Annotated in this window: 20 protein-coding genes and 1 pseudogene; 5 read left to right on the forward strand and 16 right to left on the reverse strand. The window is 45.7% G+C overall.

Annotated elements, in window-relative coordinates; translation table 11 throughout:
* Positions 1-20: 20 nt before the first annotated feature.
* Genes CVU71_03260 through CVU71_03270 form a run of 3 tightly spaced genes read right to left on the reverse strand, consistent with a single transcriptional unit; the run spans position 21 to position 2,211 of the window.
* Positions 21-872 carry a hypothetical protein gene (locus tag CVU71_03260; protein ID PKN20811.1) on the reverse strand — a complete coding sequence of 284 codons (852 nt, stop codon included), beginning with the start codon at positions 870-872 and terminating at the stop codon, positions 21-23.
* Entirely contained in the window at positions 869-1,351 is a 483-nt protein-coding gene (locus CVU71_03265; GenBank protein ID PKN20812.1) for a chemotaxis protein CheD, read from the reverse strand. The genes CVU71_03260 and CVU71_03265 overlap by 4 nt, the downstream gene beginning before the upstream one ends.
* A 2-nt stretch (positions 1,352-1,353) precedes the next feature.
* On the reverse strand, positions 1,354-2,211 hold the full coding sequence (locus CVU71_03270) for a protein-glutamate O-methyltransferase (GenBank protein ID PKN20813.1): 858 nt from the start codon (positions 2,209-2,211) through the stop codon (positions 1,354-1,356).
* A 429-nt stretch (positions 2,212-2,640) separates the two neighbouring features.
* Between CVU71_03270 and CVU71_03275 the strand changes: the two genes are divergently transcribed.
* Complete coding sequence (locus CVU71_03275) at positions 2,641-4,032, forward strand: DNA-binding response regulator (GenBank protein PKN20814.1); 1,392 nt, start codon at positions 2,641-2,643, stop codon at positions 4,030-4,032.
* A gap of 99 nt (positions 4,033-4,131) precedes the next feature.
* On the opposite strand, the gene CVU71_03280 is transcribed toward CVU71_03275, so the two are convergent.
* From CVU71_03280 to CVU71_03335, 12 genes and pseudogenes are all read right to left on the reverse strand, one after another.
* On the reverse strand, positions 4,132-5,487 hold the full coding sequence (locus CVU71_03280; GenBank protein PKN20815.1) for a hypothetical protein: 1,356 nt from the start codon (positions 5,485-5,487) through the stop codon (positions 4,132-4,134).
* Positions 5,488-5,625: 138 nt separating this feature from the next.
* Complete coding sequence (locus tag CVU71_03285; GenBank protein ID PKN20816.1) at positions 5,626-6,471, reverse strand: alpha/beta hydrolase; 846 nt, start codon at positions 6,469-6,471, stop codon at positions 5,626-5,628.
* Positions 6,472-6,499: 28 nt separating this feature from the next.
* The gene (locus CVU71_03290) at positions 6,500-7,270 is read right to left on the reverse strand and encodes a hypothetical protein (GenBank protein ID PKN20817.1); all 771 of its coding nucleotides are present in this window, start codon (positions 7,268-7,270) and stop codon (positions 6,500-6,502) included.
* On the reverse strand, positions 7,257-9,290 hold the full coding sequence (gene fusA, locus CVU71_03295; protein PKN20818.1) for an elongation factor G: 2,034 nt from the start codon (positions 9,288-9,290) through the stop codon (positions 7,257-7,259). The genes CVU71_03290 and fusA overlap by 14 nt, the downstream gene beginning before the upstream one ends.
* Before the next feature lie 7 nt (positions 9,291-9,297).
* A complete protein-coding gene (locus CVU71_03300) occupies positions 9,298-9,921 on the reverse strand; it encodes a hypothetical protein (GenBank protein PKN20819.1) in 624 nt (207 codons plus the stop codon).
* Between the two features lie 196 nt (positions 9,922-10,117).
* On the reverse strand, positions 10,118-10,696 hold the full coding sequence (locus CVU71_03305; protein ID PKN20820.1) for a rubrerythrin family protein: 579 nt from the start codon (positions 10,694-10,696) through the stop codon (positions 10,118-10,120).
* A gap of 63 nt (positions 10,697-10,759) precedes the next feature.
* A complete protein-coding gene (locus CVU71_03310) occupies positions 10,760-11,329 on the reverse strand; it encodes a flavoredoxin (protein PKN20821.1) in 570 nt (189 codons plus the stop codon).
* A 448-nt stretch (positions 11,330-11,777) separates the two neighbouring features.
* A complete protein-coding gene (locus CVU71_03315) occupies positions 11,778-12,830 on the reverse strand; it encodes a hypothetical protein (GenBank protein PKN20822.1) in 1,053 nt (350 codons plus the stop codon).
* 190 nt (positions 12,831-13,020) lie between these two features.
* Positions 13,021-13,388 (reverse strand): annotated as a pseudogene (mscL, locus tag CVU71_03320) (large conductance mechanosensitive channel protein MscL).
* A 54-nt stretch (positions 13,389-13,442) separates the two neighbouring features.
* Entirely contained in the window at positions 13,443-13,937 is a 495-nt protein-coding gene (locus tag CVU71_03325; GenBank protein ID PKN20823.1) for a hypothetical protein, read from the reverse strand.
* Entirely contained in the window at positions 13,910-14,485 is a 576-nt protein-coding gene (locus CVU71_03330) for a phosphohydrolase (GenBank protein ID PKN20824.1), read from the reverse strand. The genes CVU71_03325 and CVU71_03330 overlap by 28 nt, the downstream gene beginning before the upstream one ends.
* 1 nt (position 14,486) lies before the next feature.
* The gene (locus tag CVU71_03335; GenBank protein PKN20825.1) at positions 14,487-14,708 is read right to left on the reverse strand and encodes a hypothetical protein; all 222 of its coding nucleotides are present in this window, start codon (positions 14,706-14,708) and stop codon (positions 14,487-14,489) included.
* A 146-nt stretch (positions 14,709-14,854) separates the two neighbouring features.
* Here CVU71_03335 and CVU71_03340 point away from each other — a divergent pair, with 146 nt between their 5' ends.
* The 3 genes from CVU71_03340 to CVU71_03350 all read left to right on the forward strand — a co-directional run bounded on the left by CVU71_03340 (position 14,855) and on the right by CVU71_03350 (position 18,717).
* Entirely contained in the window at positions 14,855-15,724 is an 870-nt protein-coding gene (locus tag CVU71_03340) for a DUF1385 domain-containing protein (protein ID PKN20826.1), read from the forward strand.
* Positions 15,725-15,874: 150 nt separating this feature from the next.
* Complete coding sequence (locus CVU71_03345) at positions 15,875-17,593, forward strand: hypothetical protein (GenBank protein PKN20827.1); 1,719 nt, start codon at positions 15,875-15,877, stop codon at positions 17,591-17,593.
* A 152-nt stretch (positions 17,594-17,745) separates the two neighbouring features.
* Complete coding sequence (locus CVU71_03350; GenBank protein ID PKN20828.1) at positions 17,746-18,717, forward strand: tRNA 4-thiouridine(8) synthase ThiI; 972 nt, start codon at positions 17,746-17,748, stop codon at positions 18,715-18,717.
* Here the strand turns inward: CVU71_03350 and CVU71_03355 are convergent.
* Entirely contained in the window at positions 18,710-20,242 is a 1,533-nt protein-coding gene (locus CVU71_03355) for a DUF4301 domain-containing protein (protein ID PKN20829.1), read from the reverse strand. The genes CVU71_03350 and CVU71_03355 overlap by 8 nt on opposite strands.
* A 207-nt stretch (positions 20,243-20,449) precedes the next feature.
* Between CVU71_03355 and CVU71_03360 the strand changes: the two genes are divergently transcribed.
* Positions 20,450-21,577 carry a branched chain amino acid ABC transporter substrate-binding protein gene (locus CVU71_03360; protein PKN20830.1) on the forward strand — a complete coding sequence of 376 codons (1,128 nt, stop codon included), beginning with the start codon at positions 20,450-20,452 and terminating at the stop codon, positions 21,575-21,577.
* Positions 21,578-21,627 lie beyond the last annotated feature (50 nt).

The raw sequence follows: 21,627 nt of genomic DNA on the forward strand, positions 1-21,627 counted from the left end.
GTCACCTTCCCTTAATATGACTATACAATACTAATGAGTTCTTTGGCACTATTTAAATCGTCCGACAACATCACCATACTTTTTTCCAAATCCTTCATTCTCAAATTAAATTTCTTGAGCAATTCTCCTACCGCGCGCTGGGCCAGGCCTTCCACGGCGCTGCCGATCCCCATCATCAAGCACGCTTCATCTGCCATGTAAACAATCCATGGCATGACTTTATCTTCCTTTTCCAGCAGATCCGGCCGGTGATGATAAGAAATTGCGTCTCGAATTTCTATCGGAAAATTCCAGTGTTCGGCAATTTTCCCGCCCAGATCCGCATGATTGATCCCCAGAACCGTTTCCTCCGCTTCCAGAAAGGACATGTGGTGTTCGGATACAAGCATCACGATTTTTTTCATTTCATCACGGACAAACTCGCCCATAATGATTTTACCCACATCATGCAGAAGTGCCGCTGTATAAAGTGTCGTATTCTCATCGCCGGTAATCTTCTTTGACAAGATCTGCGACATTAAAGCCACAGCCACGGAATGCTCCCACAAATCCGTCGCTTTATCGTAATAACCGGATGAACCTTTTTTATAATATTTGGAAATGCCGGCCGTCTGAATCGCCCGCAGAAGATTTTTCTGCCCCAGGTACATGACGGCATCGTTGATTGTGCTGATTTTATGTTGAGAACCGAAATAAGATGAGTTGGCCATCTTCAGAATATTTGCCGTTATGGAAGGATCATATTTAACAACATTGGCAACCTGCAGAACGGAGTAGTCAGGCTTGCTGAGCAATTGAGCAACTTTGTTGCCTGTCGCAGGAAATGCCGGAATGGTATCAATTGATTTCAGGATACGTTTGACTGCATTCATAGTTCTTTCATTTCACCTCCAGAGGTTCGAACAAAAGTTTTCCCCGTAGCCATTTCCAGACGAACGGTACGATTATGATTCGCGCCCGTATCTTCGGCATTAACCATGACATTATTTTTCCAGAATATTTTTCTCATAGCCATGATATTTTTCTGGCCGATACGAAAAAAATTAGTGTCATCCAGAATACTTGCTCCTCCGGCCACTTTAACAATCATTCGTTTCTTTTCCGCCCCCAAAGCATAACAGGCTTTAAACAACGATGGAATGCCCGTATCGGCAAACATCGCAGGATTATCTTTAGCCTTCCTCTCGTCGAGATTAGAATCCGGCAGCATGTAATGCAACAGTCCTCCGACTTTGGCAAACGGATCATACACAGCAATGCCGATGCATGAACCCAACGCATACGTAATAATTACGTCGTTCATACCATTACTGACCTTAATATCAGATATTCCGACAATTAAATCGCTCATAATTATTTTAAATAAACGCTCGGTTCAACATAGTTAAATTGATGCTTTAAACCGGTTAAGCTTTCCGAATGACCGACAAAAAAATATCCACCACTTTTCAGAGAATCGTAGAACTTGTTTACCAGAACATTCTGAGTTTTTTTATCAAAATAAATCATTACATTACGACAGAAAATAATATCGTATGTATCTTGGATATGAAAACTTTCCATCAGATTGAAACGTTTGAATGTGATCATTTTTTTCAGATCACTTTTAATACGGACATATCCTTCAGACTGCCCTGTTCCGACTTGAAAATACTTTTTCAAAATAGGCGGTGCAATTCCTTTTGTCCTATCCTGAGCATAAATACCGGCTTCGGCAACCCGTAGTACCTTTGTGGAAATATCCGTTGCCAGAATGGAGGTTTCCAGGTGTTTTTGCCCAATGGTTTCCGCAACCGTAATCGCCAGCGTATAGGGTTCTTCTCCGGTCGAACATCCCGCGGACCAGATTTTGAAGCTATTTTGAGATCCCCGGTGTCCGGATTTTTCCAGAACGGACATCAAAATGTGGCGAAGTCTTACGAAATGGCTTTCCTCGCGGAAAAAAGACGTTAAGTTTGTTGAGATGGAGTCAATCATCGAGATCAACTCCTCCGTACCCTGCTCGGTTGTAACATAATGGTAATAATCGGTAAAGGATTTATAGCCGCCTGCCCGAAGTCGTTTGCTCAAACGCGCTTTGACCAGCTCCTTCTTACCTTCGTGCAGAAAAATTCCGCATTGTTCATAAACGAGACGACTTATTTTTTCGAAGTCGCTGCTTTTCAATTCAAAGGTATTCATGGACATGGATGAGCACACCCTTTTAATCATTTTCACTGTCATTTTTTAAAATGGCAGTTTAATATTTACTTTATTACATCTTTTGAACTGGAACAATTATTAATCGATAGGAATTTAAATTAAAGAAACTGATTTTTTTCACACCCATCATTAATTAACAATTTTTGCAAGCTTATAACATTGATTTCCGATATGCAATTATTTTACGCAATGAATACAAATATAATGATTATATGATAATTCATTTTTACATTCGGCAAAAAAACAGAATACTTGAAAATTTCAGAGCAATTTGTAAATAAATGTCGGTTTTATGACGGAGATTATCAGCTGCCAACTTAAATGTTTATATTTTGACGCTTTCTCTCACTTTACTGTTGTGTTTTATGTGCTTTTATTTTAATATGCGTCAAATTTATAACGAACAAAGATTGTCTAAATCCAACCACAGGAATTCATATGACAAACGGAAAAATTCTCGTTGCCGATGATAATGAACAAAGCAGGGAAACACTCAAAGAAATACTGACCGAAGAAGGTTATAAAGTCAAAACCGTCAATGATGGACAGGAAGGGATTAAAGCTTTCCTTGAAGATGCATACGACTTAATCATCACAGACCTGCGCATGCCAAAGGTGGACGGCCTGGAATTTCTCAAATACATTAAAAAAGCCAACCCTGACTGTATTGTTATCATGATTACCGGACACGCCACGGTTAATGCCGCCGTTTCCGCCATGCAAATGGGCGCTTTCGATTTTATATCCAAACCCATTAAAGATGACCTGGTCAAGTTATCCGTTAATCGCGCCATAAATTTTGCCAAGCTTCGCGATGAAAATGCTTCGTTGAAAGAAAACCTCAAGGAAAGACAGGATTTTAATAAAATCATCGGTTACAGTGACTGCATGAAAAAAGTTTTTGACACGATTGAGAAGGTGTCTAATTCCGACAGTACCGTGCTGATCACCGGTGAGAGCGGAACCGGCAAGGAACTGGTCGCCCGGGAGATTCATTTCAAGAGCGACCGTAAGAATCAACCGATCATCCCGGTTAACTGCGGCGCCATACCGGAAGACCTGCTCGAAAGTGAACTCTTCGGCCACGAAAAAGGTGCTTTTACCGGCGCGATCCGCAACCGCATAGGTCGATTTGAACTGGCTCAGGGCGGCACGATATTTCTCGATGAAATAGGCGATATGAGCCCCTCCCTTCAGGTGAAAGTTCTGCGTGTCATACAGGAAAAGCAGTTTGAACGGATTGGAGGCGTTAAAACCATCAACGTTGATATCCGCATTATCACCGCCACCAACCAAAATCTGGAAAAGGCAGTAGCTGACAAGCATTTCCGAGAGGATCTTTTCTACCGGATTAACGTTATTCCCATTAACCTGCCGCCTTTACGTGAACGCGGTTCTGATATCCAGATTCTCGCCAATCATTTTTTAGTGCATTTTAATAAGCTCAAAAAGAAAAATATTGAGCGCATCACGCCCGAGGCTATCAATCATTTGATGCGCTATAACTGGCCCGGCAATGTGCGGGAGCTGCAGAATTTGATCGAAATGCTTGTGGTCATGAAGGAGGAAGGCGAAATCTCTGTTGACGATTTGCCCGCGAAAATTCGCAACACTCCCAGTGGAAATGTCGGTTCAGGAACCATCATATTTTCTGAAGATGGCATTGACTTCAATGATCATGTCAGCCGTCTGGAGAAAGAGCTTCTGCTCAAAGCGCTGAAAATGAGCGGTGGCGTCAAAAACCGTGCAGCCAAACTGCTCAACCTCAATCGCACCACCCTGGTGGAAAAACTAAAGCGGTTAAATATCGCCAACGACTGGGTGGATTAACCCACATAAACATTTCTGAGTCATGTTCCGCCTAGAATCAGGTGTCTGTTTTAGAACGGGGCCGAAACCGGTTCAGCCTTGCCCGATTATTTTCCAAGGTCAAGTCCGTCGCATCTCCTGAAAGTGGTGATTGGGCTTCAAACCGGCGGCGTCGGAAGAAAAATCGTTCTTGATTCTGTTCACAAAATACATCTCCACCGATCCTTTATTTTTCGCCATGACTTGTCCGCGTGCTTCAGTTTCAAAATAATCTTTAACCCGGACATATGTCGATGCGGAAATGTTGATCCGGCCCCTCTCGCCCGACGATTCCATACGGCTGGCCACGTTAACCGAATCACCCCAGACATCATAGACAAATTTCTTTTCACCCACAACACCGGCCATCAAAGGTCCGGTATTGATTCCAATTCGAATTTCAAATACCGGACGCCCTTTATCCGCTTTTTCTCTATTGATTTTTTCGATCAATGACTGAAACTCCAGAGCGCCGAGGACCGCATCAATTTCATGGGTCTTATTGGCTGCAGGCACCCCTCCCGCAAACATATAGGCGTCACCGATTGTTTTAAGTTTTTCCAGACCGTATTGGTCCATCACCCGGTCAAAGCGGGAAAACACTTCATCGAGTTCTCTGACCAGTTGATCAGGAGTGAGTTTTTCCGTAATTTTAGTAAAACCAACAATATCTGTAAAAACAATTGTTGCGGATTCGTAAAAGACGGGCTTTACAAACCCATCATCCTTGAGTTCCTTCGCAACGGCAGGAGGCAGAATATTTAAAAGCAGCCTGTCAATTTTTTCTTTGTCGGATCTTAATTCCCCGCTTTGCTGTTCTATTTTTTTTGATTTCAGCCAGCTTGCATAGCGCATATTATCGAGGAGATAAATGAACAAAATGGTGACAAAGCTGGCGCTCAGCAAGTTATGCAGACTGTATCTTGCACTCATCGCTTCAAAAGACATCCCTTTGAGAAAACCGACCATGAAAAATGTGGCCAGAGACGCGGCCAGAATCATCAGAGCCGTTCGCCTTTCAGCCGGTGCGACGGCCAGCAGGGTCAGGACAAAGATGTTCCCCCCCATATAAACCGGATCGGCATTGGTCAAAGCGGTGATCAGACCGCAGGATATCACCAGGTAGGCGCCGATCATATGAACAAACAGCAAGTTGCGCTCGGGAAATTTCCGGGACATATAAAGAATAAAAATTGTCAGACTGACCAGAGACAGCCCGATGCGGATCACAGGAAGAAGCGGTTCCTCCGGATGCAGATGTCCGTCCAGGGGAATATAGGGCAGCCAGGCAAAAGTTGTTGTGAGTGAAACAAAAAAGAGAATCCGGCCGCACTGATAATTTAATTCTTTGGAAAAAGTCTGAGGATACTCCGCGCGTTCGCTTTCAAAAACGGCGGAAGCCCTTAATCGTCGCAGTAAGTATCGTATAACGTCCACATTATCCGCCTTCTTTGTTTTCTCCCAGCTCGCAGAAACATATCCGGGGTATGGAGCCTAATCCTTTTATTGCTTTCCTCCGCCTCTTTGTTACCCTGTTGGAAATGAACGTGATCTGATAAAATCCGGCAAGATCAGTCATGGCTTGCAACTTAGCAATCGAATCCTTTTTTCAAGCCATTGGTGAATATCTTCAAGCACCTTATCCTTTTCCGGTTCGTTCATGATTTCGTGATAAAGGCCGTCGTAAATTTTAAGTTCTTTATCTTTTGATGAGATGTTTTCATAAAAATAAGCAGATAAATCGTGAGGAACAATCTGATCGTCTCCACCATGCAGAATCAGGCAGGCAGAGGTATAGGCGGCGTGGTTGTCCATCAGCCAGCGAGCCCCGCGAATCAATGCTTCGCTCATCAATTTTGTGGTAAATTCTTTGAGATTAAGCGGATCATTCCGGTAATCCCGCACAACAGCGGGATCACGGGAGACCTTATCGTCCAGGCTATTGGGAATGGGCGCGCGGGGTGACGCACTGAAATCAATTCCTTCCAAACCGGCCAACATGGGTTGAATCATGCTTGCCGCCCCGGAAAGCACCTGACCGGACAGACGACCGGGATATTTTATGGAGTACGCCGCAGCGATGAAACCACCCAGACTGTGCCCCAGCATAAAAACGGGAAGTTTCGGATTTTCCCGATTCACCAGCTCAACCACCTTTTCAGTATCATCGATGAATTCATTGAAATCGTCCACGTAACCGCGCTCGCCTCCTGAACGTCCATGTCCGCGATTGTCGAAGCGATAGACTGAATAACCGCAGGCATTGAACCGGGACGCCACGTAATTGTAACGTTCGGAGTGTTCACAGAGTCCATGGACAATAATAACGGCTGCCCTGGAACCCTCCACGATGTTCCTGGAAACATAAAGTTCCACAGCGTCTCCGGCTTTCAGCCGACTCTCTTGAAAGCTTGCTTCCATCAGAGGCTCCCTTCTAAATACGACTTCATCATACGATGGTTTCCGGTCCGCGGACGATAACCCGGCAGGGAGAACCGCTGACACCAACCAGTCTCAGCGGCAAAACAAATATTTCACCGTTGCCGGAAATACCACGTGCCTCCTTCTGCTCCAGATCTTCTACAAGAAATTTTGCCGCTTCGGCTACGAGCCGCTGAAAAGCAAAAGGCTCGTCATTATCAATTTCAATATTTCCGGAAAGCACCAGCAGCGCGGCGTCCAGGAAAAGAATTTTCTGCATCGCTTCAACGGATAGCTTTGCAGACTGATTTTCAGGAGTTCTTAAAAAAATAATCTTCTCATGATGGTAGGTTTTCAGTGATTCAGTTATGTAGGATAGAGATGAAACGGGAGGTAGGTCCAGTAAATAATAATTTCCAATGAGTTGATCAGGCGACAAAGCCTCCAAGAAGTCGCCATTTTCCAGAAAATGCGCCGGAGCATCAATGTGCGTTCCGCTTTGTGTCCCCATCGACAGCCGGCTGACGCAAAAGCCCTCTTTGGCTATGGAACTCCAGCCCCCAAACTCCAGCGGCGGATCGGAATATTTTCCTCTTGAATAGGGAATGAAAGACGCATCCAACGGTTTTGTCAAATCGATGATGGTGTTTCGTTGATTTTCGCGCAAGTACCCCTCCCGCCAAAAATCATAAATGAATATTATTTCAGACTCTTCCTCTTTACATAATGCCCGGTCCTGCACGTCACACCGGGCAAACGCCGGGCTCCGCGCTCCGCGCTTCGCACTATGCTTTATTATATTCTCCGAAAATCATCGTAAAGACAGCGCGTCCCTGTGTGGCGGAACGCAGGTCCGTGGAATAACCAAACATCGCTTTGAGCGGCACCTTGGCTTTGATTTCAGAAACCGGTCCCTTGGGATTAACCGCCTGAATTTCACCCCGGCGGGCATTGATATCGCCGATGACATCGCCCATAAACTCGCTGGGAGTGATAATATCCACCGTCATGATCGGTTCCAGCATAACGGGATCGGCGGCAAGGCAACCGTCACGAAACGCAGTGGCCGCCGCAATTTTGTAACCCTGTGCGGAAGATTCACCGTCGCGGTAAGCGCCGCCGATTAACCTGACGCCAACATCGATCACCGGGTAGCTGTTGAGAACGCCGCTCATCATCGCTTCCCGGATGCCTTCTTCTATCGCTTCATGGTATTCGACGGGGATCATCTCCCCGGGCAGTTGATTAACAATTTCGTTTCCCGTACCTCGTTTCCGGGGAACAATTTCAATGCGTACCTGTCCAAAATGCCTTTTCTCACCCAATTCCTTTTCAAAGATACTCTCAATTTCAAAAGGCTTCTGAATCGTTTCCCGATAAACAACACGCGGCCTGCCGACATTAACACGGGCATTAAATTCGCGAAGCAGACGATCCACAATAATCTCCAGATGCAGTTCGCCCATGCCGGAAATCACAGTCTGTGCTGTCTCGTCATCGTACTTAACGCGCAACGTCGGATCTTCATCGGTCAGTTTGACCAGCGCCTGTGCCAGCTTTTCCTGATCGGCCGGCGTCTTGGCTTCAATAGCCTGGCTGATGACCGGCTCATAAAATTCCATTTGCTCCAGTATGATCGGATGGGCCTCATCGCAAAGAGTATCGCCGGTGGTTGTTTCCTTCAATCCCAGCACAGCGACAAGTTCTCCCGCCGACGCCTTATCAATTCTTTCCCGCTTATTGGAATGCATCTGTAAAAGGCGGGCAATTTTTTCCTTCTTCTTTTTAACGACGTTGTATACCTCGCCATTGGCGAAAATCTGTCCGGAATAAATGCGCAGATAGGTAAGTTTGCGGCCTTCATCAAGCTGAATTTTAAAAGCCAGCGCCGCCAGCGGTTCTTTATCCGAACTATGGCGAATCTCTTCCTGTTTTGTTTTCGGGTTGATGCCTTTGACGGGAGGGACATCTTCCGGTGACGGAAGATAATTTACAACAGCATCCAGTATGGGCTGGATGCCCTTATTGCGAAGCGCTGCGCCGCACATGACCGGAACGATTTTTAAAGCGATTGTTGACCTGCGCAACGCCGTGTTAATTTGCGCAACTGATAATTCCTCGCCGGCCAGATATAGATCCGCCAGATCGTCGTCACAGTCCGCCAGTGTTTCAATCATTTTTTCGCGTTCATCCGCCACGGCTTCCGCAAACTCTTCAGGTATCTCAGTCGTCGTATATTCAGCGCCCTGAGAGCTCTCATCCCAAATCAACATTTTCCGGTTAATCAAATCAATGATCCCGCGAAATGTATCTTCGCTGCCTACCGGAATTTGAACAGGCACGGGAATCGAGTGGAAACGTTCGCGCATCATTTTAACGACATGAAAATAATCGGCACCGATACGGTCCATCTTGTTGACGAAAGCGATTTTGGGAACGCCATATTTATCCGCCTGATGCCAGACGGTTTCCGACTGCGGCTCGACGCCCGCAACGGCGCAAAACACGACAACTGCGCCATCCAGCACGCGCAGGGACCGCTCCACTTCAATCGTAAAATCTACGTGTCCGGGGGTGTCAATAATATGAATTTCGGAATTTTTCCAGGTACAGGTGGTCACCGCGGACGTAATGGTGATGCCTCTTTCCTGTTCCTGAGGCATCCAGTCCATAACGGCTTCCCCGTCGTGCACTTCACCTATTTTATAGGACTTGCCTGTATAAAACAGGATTCTCTCACTGACGGTTGTTTTTCCCGCATCAATATGAGCGACAATACCAATATTGCGAGTACGTGATATTTTGGATTTCGGTGCCATAACAGTATCAGTTTTTCTCTTCTTTAACCGGCGTGTAAAGATCGGAATCCGGTCTGAAAGGATGAAGGGTGGAAATATGTCCTTTAATCGAAGGCAATTCTTTTCCGTCGACCAGTATTTTCACGGCTTTAATGTCGGAAATATTGGAAGTTAATGTATTCGTCAGTGAATAGATGGTGGCCATCTCGGCCGTGGAACCGCCCGGATGAGACTTGATCAGATTATTGCTGAAGTTAACCTGCGCCACGCCCTCTTTATCCATCTTTACATCCTTGAGCGTAACATTGGCCGGAAAGGTATTGACATTGCCCGTTTTGGAGCCAGCCAGCAGAGCTTTGACAACTTCTTTTGCCTGTTCAGCCGCATCGTCTGATTTAAAAATATAGCGTTTCTCGGCTACCAGAAAGCGTTCCTGAGCGTCTGAAAAATAGATTTCAGCAATCTTTTTCTCTTTCTTTTTTAGGGCTTCCATATCCACCGGCGGAAATAGAGCATTAAATAAAATGACAAAGAAAAGAACTAATAATAAGACGACACCGCTGATGATCGCAACCAGATAAATTACTCGAGTGGATTTTTTTTTCTTCCGGTCTTTAAAATCTTCAGACCGGCGCTGCTTTTTTGTGGACATATTTATTGGCTCCTCTTGGGAAAAACTGCGACAATCTAGGGTATTTTTCTTTCACTGTCAAGCACAACAAACTGTGTCTGCTCAAGAACTTTCTCCTTCCGTAAAGCATCCATTATTTTTTCATCCCAGTGAAAAAAACAGCCCGCGGAATAACACACGGGCTGTCGGATAGTCTGTCTTACCGGATAACCGGCTGCTAATAATTCTCGGCTAATGATTCATAATACGCCTGCGGATGTTTGCAGGCCGGACATTCCTTAGGTGCTTCAGGACCTTCATATACATAACCACAATTGATGCAATGCCATTTGGTTGTCTCTTTTTTCTGAAACACTTCGCTGTTGACGATATTTTCGACAAGCTTACGATATCTTTTTTCATGAAACATCTCGACTTTGGAAATCTGTTCGAAGGAACGCGCTACTTCCGGGAATCCTTCCTCAATGGCAACTTTGGCTGCCTGGGCGTAAAGGATTGTCCATTCCATATTTTCACCGGCGGCGGCCGCTTCCAGATTGCTTTTCGTATCGGCAATAACACCTGCCGGAAAAGCCGCCGTAATTTCAACTTCACCACCCTCGAGGTATTTAAAGAAAATTTTGGCGTGTTCTTTTTCATTTTCCGCAGTTTCCAGAAAGAATCGGGAAATCTGTTCATATCCTTCTTTTTTCGCGGCACTCGCAAAAAATGTATAGCGATTTCTTGCCTGTGACTCACCGGCAAAAGCCGCCAGTAGATTTTTTTCTGTTTTCGTTCCTTTAATCGATTTAGCCATCCTTATGTCTCCTTTCCTTGCTGTTTCCTGTTAATTAATATTTCTCCAAAAGATTATCAATGGTTATTTCAGTTTTTTGCCCGCATCAAAAGCTTTTCCCAGATATTTTCCGATGCCGTGGTAATCACGCTTTTCCGGAACGTAAACAACCGGATCGATTTTTAAAATATCCGGCAATCCGCCATCGCCCAACATCGATTCATCGACCTTCACATCCAGTATTTCACCGATAAAATGCGTATGAATGCCGACATCGGTTTGCCCGATCAGTTTACATTCAACAATCATGGGAAATTCTTGAATATACGGAGCATCAACCTTATCGCTTTTTACGGCGTTTATTTTTGCCGCTGCAAATTTATCAACACTCCTACCGGATACGATGCCACAATAATCCGCAATCATCACCTGTGCAGATGAAGGGATATTAACTGTAAAAGCCTGGCGATCGATAATATTTTCATACGTGTACCTTGATTTTCTGAGTGAAATGGCCACAGCGGGAGGCTTTGAGCTGCACACGCCTCCCCAGGCCACAGTTGCCGCATCCGGCTTTCCTTCTTTATCATACGTGCCGATAACCCAGACGGGCGTGGGATAAACAAGCGTTAAAGCGCCGAAAGATTTCTTCATGGCATTTCCCCTTCACTGAAATGAATATTGATACGTTTGATATTTAGCGTTTTTATATTTAACAATAAAAGCTCTAATGTCAAATTTCATTAAAATTTAGTTAATTTTTAAAGCATATTGTAGTATGTAAAAGACGTTGTTGATAGTATATTTCTTTAGAACAACATTATTCATCATGAGGAGGAACCAAAGTTATGACAACAGTAATGCCGGAAGGTGAAAATATTCAGAAAGCAATTAAATGGATTTCTGCCAACAGAGAGGATAATGCCGCTCAGCCGCTGTATGTGTTGGTGGAAAAGGCTGTGTTTAAATTTGATTTATCCCCTAAGGATAGTGAATTCCTGATCGGATTTTTCAGCAAGAAATAGCACAAGCGTTCAAGGGTACTTGACCAGCCAAACTTAAGGCCGAATGCCGATAATTTTCGTATCGGCATTCGGCCCGGTCATGGAATGAATTTATCTTTATCAACCTTGTCAATGCTATCCGGCATCCATTTCGGCTGATCATCCCGGTCAACAAGTCTTGCCCGGACTCCCTCAATATAATCAGGCTGCCGTGTAATAAATTTAGCGGCTTTCAGCTCCGTGGCAAATACATCCGCAATCGATCGCCTTTCATTATACCGCAATAATTGTAATGTCAGCACCAGAGCGGTGGGTGATCGTTCGGCAATGCTTGCAAATACCTCCCTGCAGTGATCCTCCTGTTCGTGACACTGCGATAACGGCTCCAGAATTTCCCGGATATCGGTCTTCCCCGCAAAATATTTTTCCACCCATGCGTCCATATCATGATTGACAGGAATATTAAAATCCAGGAATCCGGAAATCTTCATTAACAGCTTCGCCTGCATCTCCTTCTTATCGTTTTCCGGCTTCAGTTCTTCATTTTCCAGCAGGTCAATCAGCCGGGGAATTTGCTCTGATTTCATGAAATGCGTGGCAAAACCCAGCCGCACGCATTCGCTGCCGATCATGTCATAACCGGTCAATCCCAGATATTCGGGATAACCTCTGGGACAGCGCCTGAACATCCAACCGGTTGAACCGACGTCCGGAAAAAAACCAATCCGGGTTTCAGGCATGGCCATTCTTGTCCGCGGGGTCGCAATACTGATTCCGGCTCCTGCGGCAATGCCTAACCCCCCGCCCATCGTGATGCCGTCGGCTACCACAATGACCGGTTTGGGAAAAAGATGGATTCTCAAATCCAATCCGTATTCCTTGCGGAAGAAGGAATCTACTTTATCAAATTGATTGCTGCTTCCCAGTCTGGCCAGCTCTTTGACATCCCCCCCTGCGCAAAATCCTTTGGGGCTCGTGCTGTAAAACAAGACAAACCGGCATTCCTCATCGGCGGCGGCTTCAGAAAGCAAGCCATCAATCCTGTCGATCATCTCTTCACTGAGACTGTTGATCGCGTCGGGACGATTTAAAATAACAGACAAGCCGGACTTGAACCGGCGTGATAATACATACTGATCATTTGTAATCATATCTTCATCACTCAGATATTTGTTAACAAAAAATATGGGGGCAACGCCACGATCTGATGAGCGGATAGTCAGAATATGTAAGACCGCCGGTGATATCCTTCAGGGTGTTTGTTTCAGCGGGCAGAGTAAATTAAATCCATCCTGTTCCAATTTACCGGGAACGAGAGACAACGGATTACAAAAGATACTTTTATTCTTTCAGCAAATCCCGGATTTTCATAAGCAGTGCCTGATCCTTCGTCGGCGCTGCCGCTTCTTCTTTTTTACTCGTCATCATGATGCCCGGAAAATTGACCATAAAAACTTACAAAGCCGGCGCCACTCCCAGAAAGTTGACAATTTCTCCACTAAACAGCCCATAGGGAACTTCCTTGACGTTAATCACCCACTTCCATACCCGATAGCCCCGCTCGCCCGGCATGATAACACTGATCATCGGCATCAGAATGTGCTTGACGCAGGAATCAATGATTGACCAAATGCCGCGTCGATAATAACACCGATAGCCGGATCAATCACATTGCCTTTCAATGAAAATTTTTTAACTCGCCCAGCCATGATGATGCTTTTCTTATCTTGGCATCCATATATTATCCCTTCGCCACATTGAGACTACTTGATTCTGGACATTTCTTCGTAAATCTTTAAATCAATCACGCTGAAAAAGCTGTCATACTGATCCTTATTCAGCAGGCGGCGCATTTCCCAGCCTTTGTCCGTCTTCTTCTCCGTTGTCACAATAAGACGCACTTCACATTCTTTCCAGTTAAGCTGCTTAACCCGGGCAGTGGTCTTTGTCCGCCAATCATCCGCCACCACATAGTCCGAATCGACGCGGTTATGCTCAAAATCGATGGAGATATTTTCTCCTATACTTTTCTCTTTTAATACGGCGGCAATGGCCTTAAGAGCGACTTTCTCTTTTGCCTCGTAAACATGAGTGTATTCATCCGGTTTGGTTATGACTACTGAACCAAACTCATGAGCGCAGGACATCAGGTGGATCATGAAAATAAAAGCGAGAGACAAATGAACCGTTTTATGAATCATGTAATATTCTCCGTGTTTATGATAAACGGTTACCGGTTGTTTCCGTTTATCCACCAATCGCTTTTATCCTTAAACCACCAGTTCGAGGAATCCGTTTGTATAATGCGGGCAGACAGTTTCTTACCTTCATCGGTGGAAAGCCTCTGCAAAGCGTACTTTATCCATTCATCGGAATACTTGTTGCCCAGATCGCCGTACTCCTTGAGCTGAAGAATCAGCGCGATCTGATCGGCATCACGGGCAATTTGAGATTCTTTTGTCTCTTTCCCGTTAAACTCTTCTATCGCCATCCGGATATCATCGCCGAAAAAAAGGCCTTCGGTTAATTCCTTCACGGCTTTGGCTTCATCAACCTGAACGTATTTTTTATTAACGTAGTTCATGTCACCGGTGCGTGCTTCCGGCAAATCATGCAGGATGCACATTTTCAACACGCGCAGTTCGTCCAGAGAAGCATCCAACTTACACAAAGCGTAACCGATAAATACCGTACGCAAAATGTGCTCCGCAACCGATTCCCTGCCGCTGCCCAGAAACTGGTATCCGCTGCGCGGTGTCTTACAAAGCATTCCTACTTCAAATAAAAAATCAGCGATACTATCCATTTTAAGCCTTTTTCAGCACCTTGATGCGGTTGCCCATCATTTCCGACATTTTTCGGATTTGTAATTGCAAGGAGGCGATGCTATCCGGTCTTGAGCTTTCGATTTTTTCAATTTGCCCTTTCCAGTGTTCCAGAAGTTCGATCTCATTTTCCTTCAATTTCTTTTCAAACCGTTCCTGATACTCCTTGATAAAAGCGGCGGATGATGAATCCAAAGGCGCCATTGTGTATCCTCCTTGAGTTTATTGATCTATTATATCATTCGCACTCAAACATGCAATCAACAATTTATCAAATGATAATTTGACAGCCCCTTTTAAATACTATAAATAAGCGCCACTAATAATATTGGAATGGTATAGAAAATCTTATGAGCTGTAAACCAAATCCTGAAGACATCGCCGGTGGTCAGGCAATTCTCGAAGGCGTTATGATGCGTCATGGCACAAAAATCGCTGCGGCGGTGAGAAGGCCCGACAAGGAAATTGTTTTCCAGGAGCGCGAGTATGTTCCTTTGACCAAGCGATACAAACCACTGGGCTGGATGTTTATCCGGGGCACTATCAGTTTGTTTGAAATGATGATCGTCGGCATCCAGTGCCTGATGTTTTCCGCGGAGGTCGCCCTGTCCGAAGAGGAGGTTAAGCCGAAAGGCTGGGAAATGTATGTTTCTTTCGTCATCAGCTTTGCGATTGCCATTTTTTTCTTTATTATCGTTCCGGCTTTTTTCTTTACCAAGATTAAATTTTATATAGACAGCCTGATCCTTTTAAATATTCTGGAAGGCTGCGTCCGCCTCGGCATGTTTTTATGCTTTCTTTCCGCCACACTGTTGATGCCGGACATGCGTCGCGTCTATATGTATCACGGCGCAGAGCATAAAACCGTTTTTGCCTGGGAAGACGGCCAAGAGTTGACTGTTGAAAATGTTAAAAAATACTCTACCCGCCACCCCCGTTGCGGCACCAGCTTTATTCTTTTTGTAATGATCGTTTCCATTCTCGTCTTTTCTCTGCTGGGGCGTCCGGACTTTCTGCACCGGATCCTTTATAAGATTCTGCTGATGCCGGTCATTGCGGGAATTTCTTACGAGGCGATCCGTTTTACCGGGAAATACGGCCAATTCAAGCTGGTGCAGATTCTAAGCTGGCCGGGGCTTGCCCTGCAGAAGATCACCACCCGTGAACCGAATGATGACCAAATTGAAGTCGCCATTGCCGCCATGAAAAAAGTAATTTAATCTGAATTCATTCTTCATATTCGCTGCCGCATATTGTTCAAATAATATGCGGAAAGCGTTTTTATGCCCGATTCGTATTGACTTTTCAAGACACATAAAGTAATAAATAAACCTGTAAATTTCATTGATTGCAGACAGGAATGACAAGTGATGAAGAAATATTTTTCTGTTCCGATCCTGGCGATTGTTTCAATCATGGCATTTCACTCGCCGGTGATGTCCGCCAAAGAAGATACTGCTCAACTGACTTTCAGCAAGACGGCTATTTCTAAAAAAACGGTTAATCTTTATACGGTTCAGAAAGAGGACGTTCTTTCCGCAATCGTCCGCAAAATACCCGGCGTAACCGAGAAGGATATTCCTAATTATTACCGGATGATCAAAGAACTTAATCCCCATATCGCAGACTTGGATAAATTACAGGTGGGGCAGAAGATCGTGCTACCCGGAAAGAACATTGCTCTTACGGAAGAAAAGACGGCAGCCGTCGATATTCCCGCTAACAAGCAATCGCAGGAATCGGCCGCTCCTCAGGCCTATCGGGTAAAAAAAGGCGATAGTCTGATTCGGATTATTCACCGCGAACTTCACATAAAATCCAATACTCAAAAAACCATGCTCCAAATCAAATCATTAAACCCGTCCATAAAAGATGCCAATAAGATCTACATCGGCCAGGTCATTCGTCTGCCCGAAGGTCAGGCTGTCGCAAGAACCGGAACACAACCGCCGCAACAGGACACCCCTGCCCTCTCATTGCCTGAAGAAGAACAAATGCAAACGGAAAAAACCGTCACGGGAAAAGATTCCATCGTTCTGTCACCCGAGGCACGGATGGCCGTCATCAGGCATATCTTTGCACAAATGAACGGCACGATGATGACCACCGGCAATTACTATCTACCGGTCTCTAAAACCGAACAACTGACTATTGACTGCTCCGTTATTCCTGTTTTGGAACTTGACGACCGGACGACAATATTCCTTGATCTGGAAAACCGTTCCAACAGTCATCTGAAAAAAATATTAAGCGACCATTGGAACAATTATCATTTAGTTAAAATTGATGCTAAAGATGATATTATCACCATCTTGAAGAAAATTTTCAAGAACACCAAAAGCTATGAGATCACCAAAGCGCAAAAGCCGGTTACCGTCGGGTCTTCTCCGCCGCTGGAAATCATCATGGATTGGCTCATTAACAGAAAAATTGCCAAACAATCTCCATCGACCATCCAGGGATTGCGATTTGTTTACGAAAACAACTCTTTGCTGCCCAGAGCTATTGTAAATTACGCGCGGCGGCATTCCTTCATGATTACGGAAATCTCCCCGGAAAAAGGCCTTGTTGCAAAACCGGAAGAAATTTACTCGCTGTCTCCGATGACGGTAATTCCTTCATCCTCCGCCAGAGATTTCTCCTATGATCTGCTTTCTTACCTGAAAATCCCGGCCGAAAAAGACGTCGATGTCCGAGTTTTCAATATCGCCCGGGATGGATTTAACCTATCCATAAAGGCGGATATCATTGTTACGCGCGACGGGAAGAAAACGATCCTTTTCTCGCGTAATCTGCCGCCGCAATTTGTCGGCATCCTTCAAAGAAACGGCAGTGAAATCATCTTTGTATCCGACCAGGACGGACCCGCCAAAAATATTGAAAAGATTCTGCGCGGTTTTAATTTTGTCTTTACGTCCGGTTATTTTACTTTTTCCGGTCTGGATAAAAATCAACCGCCTTATAACTTCGGTTTCAGCGGCACCAAGATCAAGACCGACAAAGATATTTACGTTGTGAATTTTGACTTCAATCAGGAGTTAAGGGGATTGCTGCAGGAAACATGGTCGGCAAACATTATCCGGTATTGAGTTTTACATTGTTCATGCATCATCATTCAGCGTTGCGGGCAACATTTTGCAGTGCTTTTAATTCTAATGCCACTTCGCTTTCTTCGGCTGACTTTGTCGGCTGCGTTATCCTTTGAAATCAAGATGGTAAATAATAAATTGGATTTGTAAACATGGTAAAAGCAATAGCCCTTTTGTCCGGCGGACTGGACAGCATCTTAGCCGTCAAGCTTGTTCAAAGTCAAAACATTCATGTAATCGGGTTTACCTGTACAACCCCTTTCTTTAATGCCGTCAAGGCACAGGCGGCAGCCGATCAGATCCATTTGCCCCTGATGATTGCGGATATCACAGACGAACATCTGCAAATGCTCAAGTCTCCCCGCTATGGATACGGTAAAAACATGAACCCCTGCATTGACTGTCATACACTGATGCTGAATATTGCCGGCAGAAAAATGGAGGAAATCGGCGCTGACTTTCTCGTGACCGGCGAAGTTATGGGCCAACGCCCCATGTCGCAGACCAAACAGTCCCTCGGTGTCGTCGCAAAAAACTCGGGTTACGCCGACTACATTTTGCGGCCTCTTTCCGCGCAACTGCTTGAACCCGTTAAAGCCGAAAGAGAGGGGAAAATTGACCGCTCAAAACTTCTGGCTGTTTCAGGGCGGGGACGCAAAGATCAAATGCGTCTCGCGGAAGAATTCGGCATCCGTCACTACCCGGCGCCTGCCGGCGGCTGCCTGCTGACGGATCCGATTTTTTCCCGCCGTCTGCGCGACCTGATGTCTCATTCCGATGACCGGCAGATTCGCGACTATGAACTGCTTAAACACGGACGGCACTTTCGCATTGAAGACATCGGTAAAATTATTGTCGGCAGAAACAAAGCCGACAATGAAGCCTTACAGAAACTTTCGCTGGCTGAAGACCTGATCTGCAACATGGTCAATACTCCCGGCCCCTGCGTGCTGGCGCCTTACGGCGATGAAGCGGCAATCGCCACAGCCGCCGCGCTCTGCGTCCGTTATTCCGATGCACCGGACAATACCGAAGCCGATGTCGCCTGTCAGCATCAAAACAGATCCGTCACCATTAAGGCAAGGGCTATTCCGAAAGACAAATCCGAACGCTGGATCATTTAATGGCATTGCCGCCTCTGTGCTCTCGGCGCAAAAGATCGTAAACCGTTTTGACTGGATTAAATACCACAAGCGGAAGCTCTACAAAGACCGTGTTCCAGTATGCCATGCCGCCATTCCACAACCCCGGCATCTCCTGTGCCTTGAGGCGTCGTCCCTTTTCCGTTTTGTGACTGATTAAATAAGCATCCTCATTCACGTAACCGGCCAGATCAAATTTTTCTCCGAGATAATTCTTCGCACAACAAACCATATCGACCGGATTAAAATACGAAGCCCGCGACCAGATGCCCGCCTGTGTCGTCGTGCCGTGATCGACATGAGGCAATTCGACAATTTGCAGTGTTTGCGATTTGTCTTTTTCCAGAACCCAGAAGGGCCCCCCGCCGGGTTCTCCGACATTCCTCACCATCCCGCAAACACGCAACGGACGGTTCAAATGCGCAAATATCCTTTTCTTTTTTTCTTGCTGCGACAACTTTGTATATCCCTTTAAAATACCCGCATGAAATTCAAAACGGCAGAATTCCGCCATGGCTTGCAGCTCACGGTCGCTGCATTGACCTTTTTCCAGATGCTTCAACATCGCAAAGACTGACTGCCGCAATTGCAAGGCCAGACCTCCCAGCATTTTCTTATAAGGCAATATTTTCTTTTGCAGCGCATCAGGTGCAATATTATCGATGTTTTTGACAAAGATAAGATCGGCGTTTAAATTCTGGAGGTTTTTAAGCAAAGCGCCATGTCCGCCGGGTCGAAAAACCAGACGACCATTGTCATCCCGAAACGGCAGATTGTTTTCATCGACAGCCACAATACTTGTGGCCGGAGACTGCACGGACAATCCAACCTTGAATCGAACGCGGCAGCGTTTTTCATATACTGGAATAACCCGTCTGAGCAATGCCCTGACTGCTTTGACGTGCTCTGTTGAAATGGTAAAATGCAGATTGCAGATTTTTCCGTTACCGGTCACGATGCTTGCAGCCTCTCCAAGATGTTCTTCCAGCGCCGTCCTTACTTCACCGGATGGATAGGCATGAAAAGGGATAAGCGCTTTGGGCAGCCATCCAAAACGGAGTCCGTCTGCAGAAAGAATATACTCCAGCAATGCCTTAACGTCTTTGTGCTTGAGCATCCGGCGAGTCGCTTCGTCTTTCTGAAGCATTGAGATGAATGGCATTTTTTTCAAATCGGCAAAGAAAGACCGGCGGCCATCGCTGCCTGACGTATCCTGCTTCGCTGCGGAAAACCATTCTGCGAACATCCGGCTGGCCGCACCCGACGCCGGTACAAATTTCAATATTTTGAGCCGAGCAGCCTCTTCATCATACACTTTAAGCAAATGTTTCCGCTCTGCAGATGTAAAAGATCGAATTCCATCATTATGAGCGCAGGGACGAATGAGTTTCAGATAGTTTGAACCACGCCGGTAGACTTCCAGCTGTTGATGAACGTCAGACGGCGTTAAGCCGAGCCCCCTGATCTGCAAGATATCATTTTTGGTGAAAGAATATGTTTTTTTCATCGTCACGCTTTACAATTTTAAGGCGTTCGCCGGATAACCGGCGGAAACCCTTTTTTTTGAATTAACACCATCACATCAAATTGACAAGTCCCAATTCACCATCTATTGGAAAACATTAATCAAGTCGAAAATAACTATCGATTGCGTCTTGACGCGGCGCGCCTTTTCAAGTAGTAGTTTTGCACCATCTTATCAGGGAGTAATACAATGAATAATAATCTTCTTTTCCGATGGATTTTAATCCCCGTCTTTTTATTTGCCTTTGGTTCAACTTCCACGTTGTATGGAGGCGAAACCATTAAAATCGGCATTGCAGGTTCCCACACCGGCGACCTGGCTTCATATGGCCTGCCCACGGTTCACGCAGCCGAACTGGTAGCCAGGAAGATAAACGCACAAGGCGGAATTTCAGGAAAAAAGATCCAGTTATTGATTGAAGACGAAGCCTGCAAACCGGAACTGGCCACCAATGCCGCCACGAAACTGGTTTCCGCAAAAGTGGATGGCGTCATCGGCCATATCTGCAGCGGCGCGACCAAAGCGGCGCTGCGCACTTACAAAGACGCGGGAATTATCGTGATATCCCCCTCGGTAACCAGCCCCGAATTAACCCTCGCCGGTCAGTATCCGAATTTCCATCGCACCATTGGCCCGGACAATGTACAGGCAAGACTGGTAGTGGATTTTGCACTTAAAACGCTGAAGATGAAAAAACTTGCCGTCATTCATGATAAAGGAGATTACGGTAAAGGGTTCGCGGAATACGCAAAAAAATATCTGGAAGAATCCCAGGGAGCCAAAGTCGTTCTTTACGAAGGCATCACACCGGGTGCGGTGGATTATTCGGCAATTGTTCAGAAGATTAAGTATTCCGGTGCGGACGCGGTTGTATATGGCGGTTACCACCCGGAAGCGGCATCAGTTGTACAGTTGATGCGGAAACGAAACATGAAAACAATTTTCATATCCGACGATGGTGTAAAAGATCAGACCTTCATTAAAGTGGCGGCTGCGTCGGCGGAGGGTGTTTACGCGTCAGGCCCCAAAGATACAACAAAAAATCCGCTGGCGATCGCGGCCATTGCAGAGCATAGAAAAGCCTACGGCACGGAACCAGGAGCTTTCTACCTTAATGCCTACAGTGCGATGCTCGCCATGGTCAACGCCATAACCAAGGCTAAGTCCACCGATTACAAAGCGGTGCGCAATGCCCTGCGAACCTATCCCGCGGACACGCCGCTCGGCAAAATAAAATTCAACGACAAAGGCGATGCCATTGGCGTCGGCTTTTCCATCTATCAGGTGCGCCAGGGTGTTTATGTGGAATTGAAGTAGGTTCACCCCTTACGGGGCGCACGGTTCAAAGTTCACGGTTCACGGCTGAA

This window comes from Deltaproteobacteria bacterium HGW-Deltaproteobacteria-6 (assembly GCA_002840435.1).
Taxonomy (GTDB): domain Bacteria; phylum Desulfobacterota; class Syntrophia; order Syntrophales; family Smithellaceae; genus UBA8904.

What these genes read in the sequence shown, in the direction of transcription:
- CVU71_03310 (PKN20821.1), bottom strand. Translation starts at nt 11,329, where the DNA reads ATGAAGAAATCTTTCGGCGCTTTAACGCTTGTTTATCCCACGCCCGTC.
- CVU71_03330 (PKN20824.1), bottom strand. Translation starts at nt 14,485, where the DNA reads ATGGATAGTATCGCTGATTTTTTATTTGAAGTAGGAATGCTTTGTAAG.
- CVU71_03350 (PKN20828.1), top strand. Translation starts at nt 17,746, where the DNA reads ATGGTAAAAGCAATAGCCCTTTTGTCCGGCGGACTGGACAGCATCTTA.
- CVU71_03335 (PKN20825.1), bottom strand. Translation starts at nt 14,708, where the DNA reads ATGGCGCCTTTGGATTCATCATCCGCCGCTTTTATCAAGGAGTATCAG.
- fusA (PKN20818.1), bottom strand. Translation starts at nt 9,290, where the DNA reads ATGGCACCGAAATCCAAAATATCACGTACTCGCAATATTGGTATTGTC.
- CVU71_03340 (PKN20826.1), top strand. Translation starts at nt 14,855, where the DNA reads ATGAGCTGTAAACCAAATCCTGAAGACATCGCCGGTGGTCAGGCAATT.
- CVU71_03270 (PKN20813.1), bottom strand. Translation starts at nt 2,211, where the DNA reads ATGATTAAAAGGGTGTGCTCATCCATGTCCATGAATACCTTTGAATTG.
- CVU71_03285 (PKN20816.1), bottom strand. Translation starts at nt 6,471, where the DNA reads ATGGAAGCAAGCTTTCAAGAGAGTCGGCTGAAAGCCGGAGACGCTGTG.
- CVU71_03345 (PKN20827.1), top strand. Translation starts at nt 15,875, where the DNA reads ATGAAGAAATATTTTTCTGTTCCGATCCTGGCGATTGTTTCAATCATG.
- CVU71_03315 (PKN20822.1), bottom strand. Translation starts at nt 12,830, where the DNA reads ATGATTACAAATGATCAGTATGTATTATCACGCCGGTTCAAGTCCGGC.
- CVU71_03265 (PKN20812.1), bottom strand. Translation starts at nt 1,351, where the DNA reads ATGAGCGATTTAATTGTCGGAATATCTGATATTAAGGTCAGTAATGGT.
- CVU71_03360 (PKN20830.1), top strand. Translation starts at nt 20,450, where the DNA reads ATGAATAATAATCTTCTTTTCCGATGGATTTTAATCCCCGTCTTTTTA.
- CVU71_03260 (PKN20811.1), bottom strand. Translation starts at nt 872, where the DNA reads ATGAATGCAGTCAAACGTATCCTGAAATCAATTGATACCATTCCGGCA.
- CVU71_03300 (PKN20819.1), bottom strand. Translation starts at nt 9,921, where the DNA reads ATGTCCACAAAAAAGCAGCGCCGGTCTGAAGATTTTAAAGACCGGAAG.
- CVU71_03305 (PKN20820.1), bottom strand. Translation starts at nt 10,696, where the DNA reads ATGGCTAAATCGATTAAAGGAACGAAAACAGAAAAAAATCTACTGGCG.
- CVU71_03275 (PKN20814.1), top strand. Translation starts at nt 2,641, where the DNA reads ATGACAAACGGAAAAATTCTCGTTGCCGATGATAATGAACAAAGCAGG.
- CVU71_03355 (PKN20829.1), bottom strand. Translation starts at nt 20,242, where the DNA reads ATGAAAAAAACATATTCTTTCACCAAAAATGATATCTTGCAGATCAGG.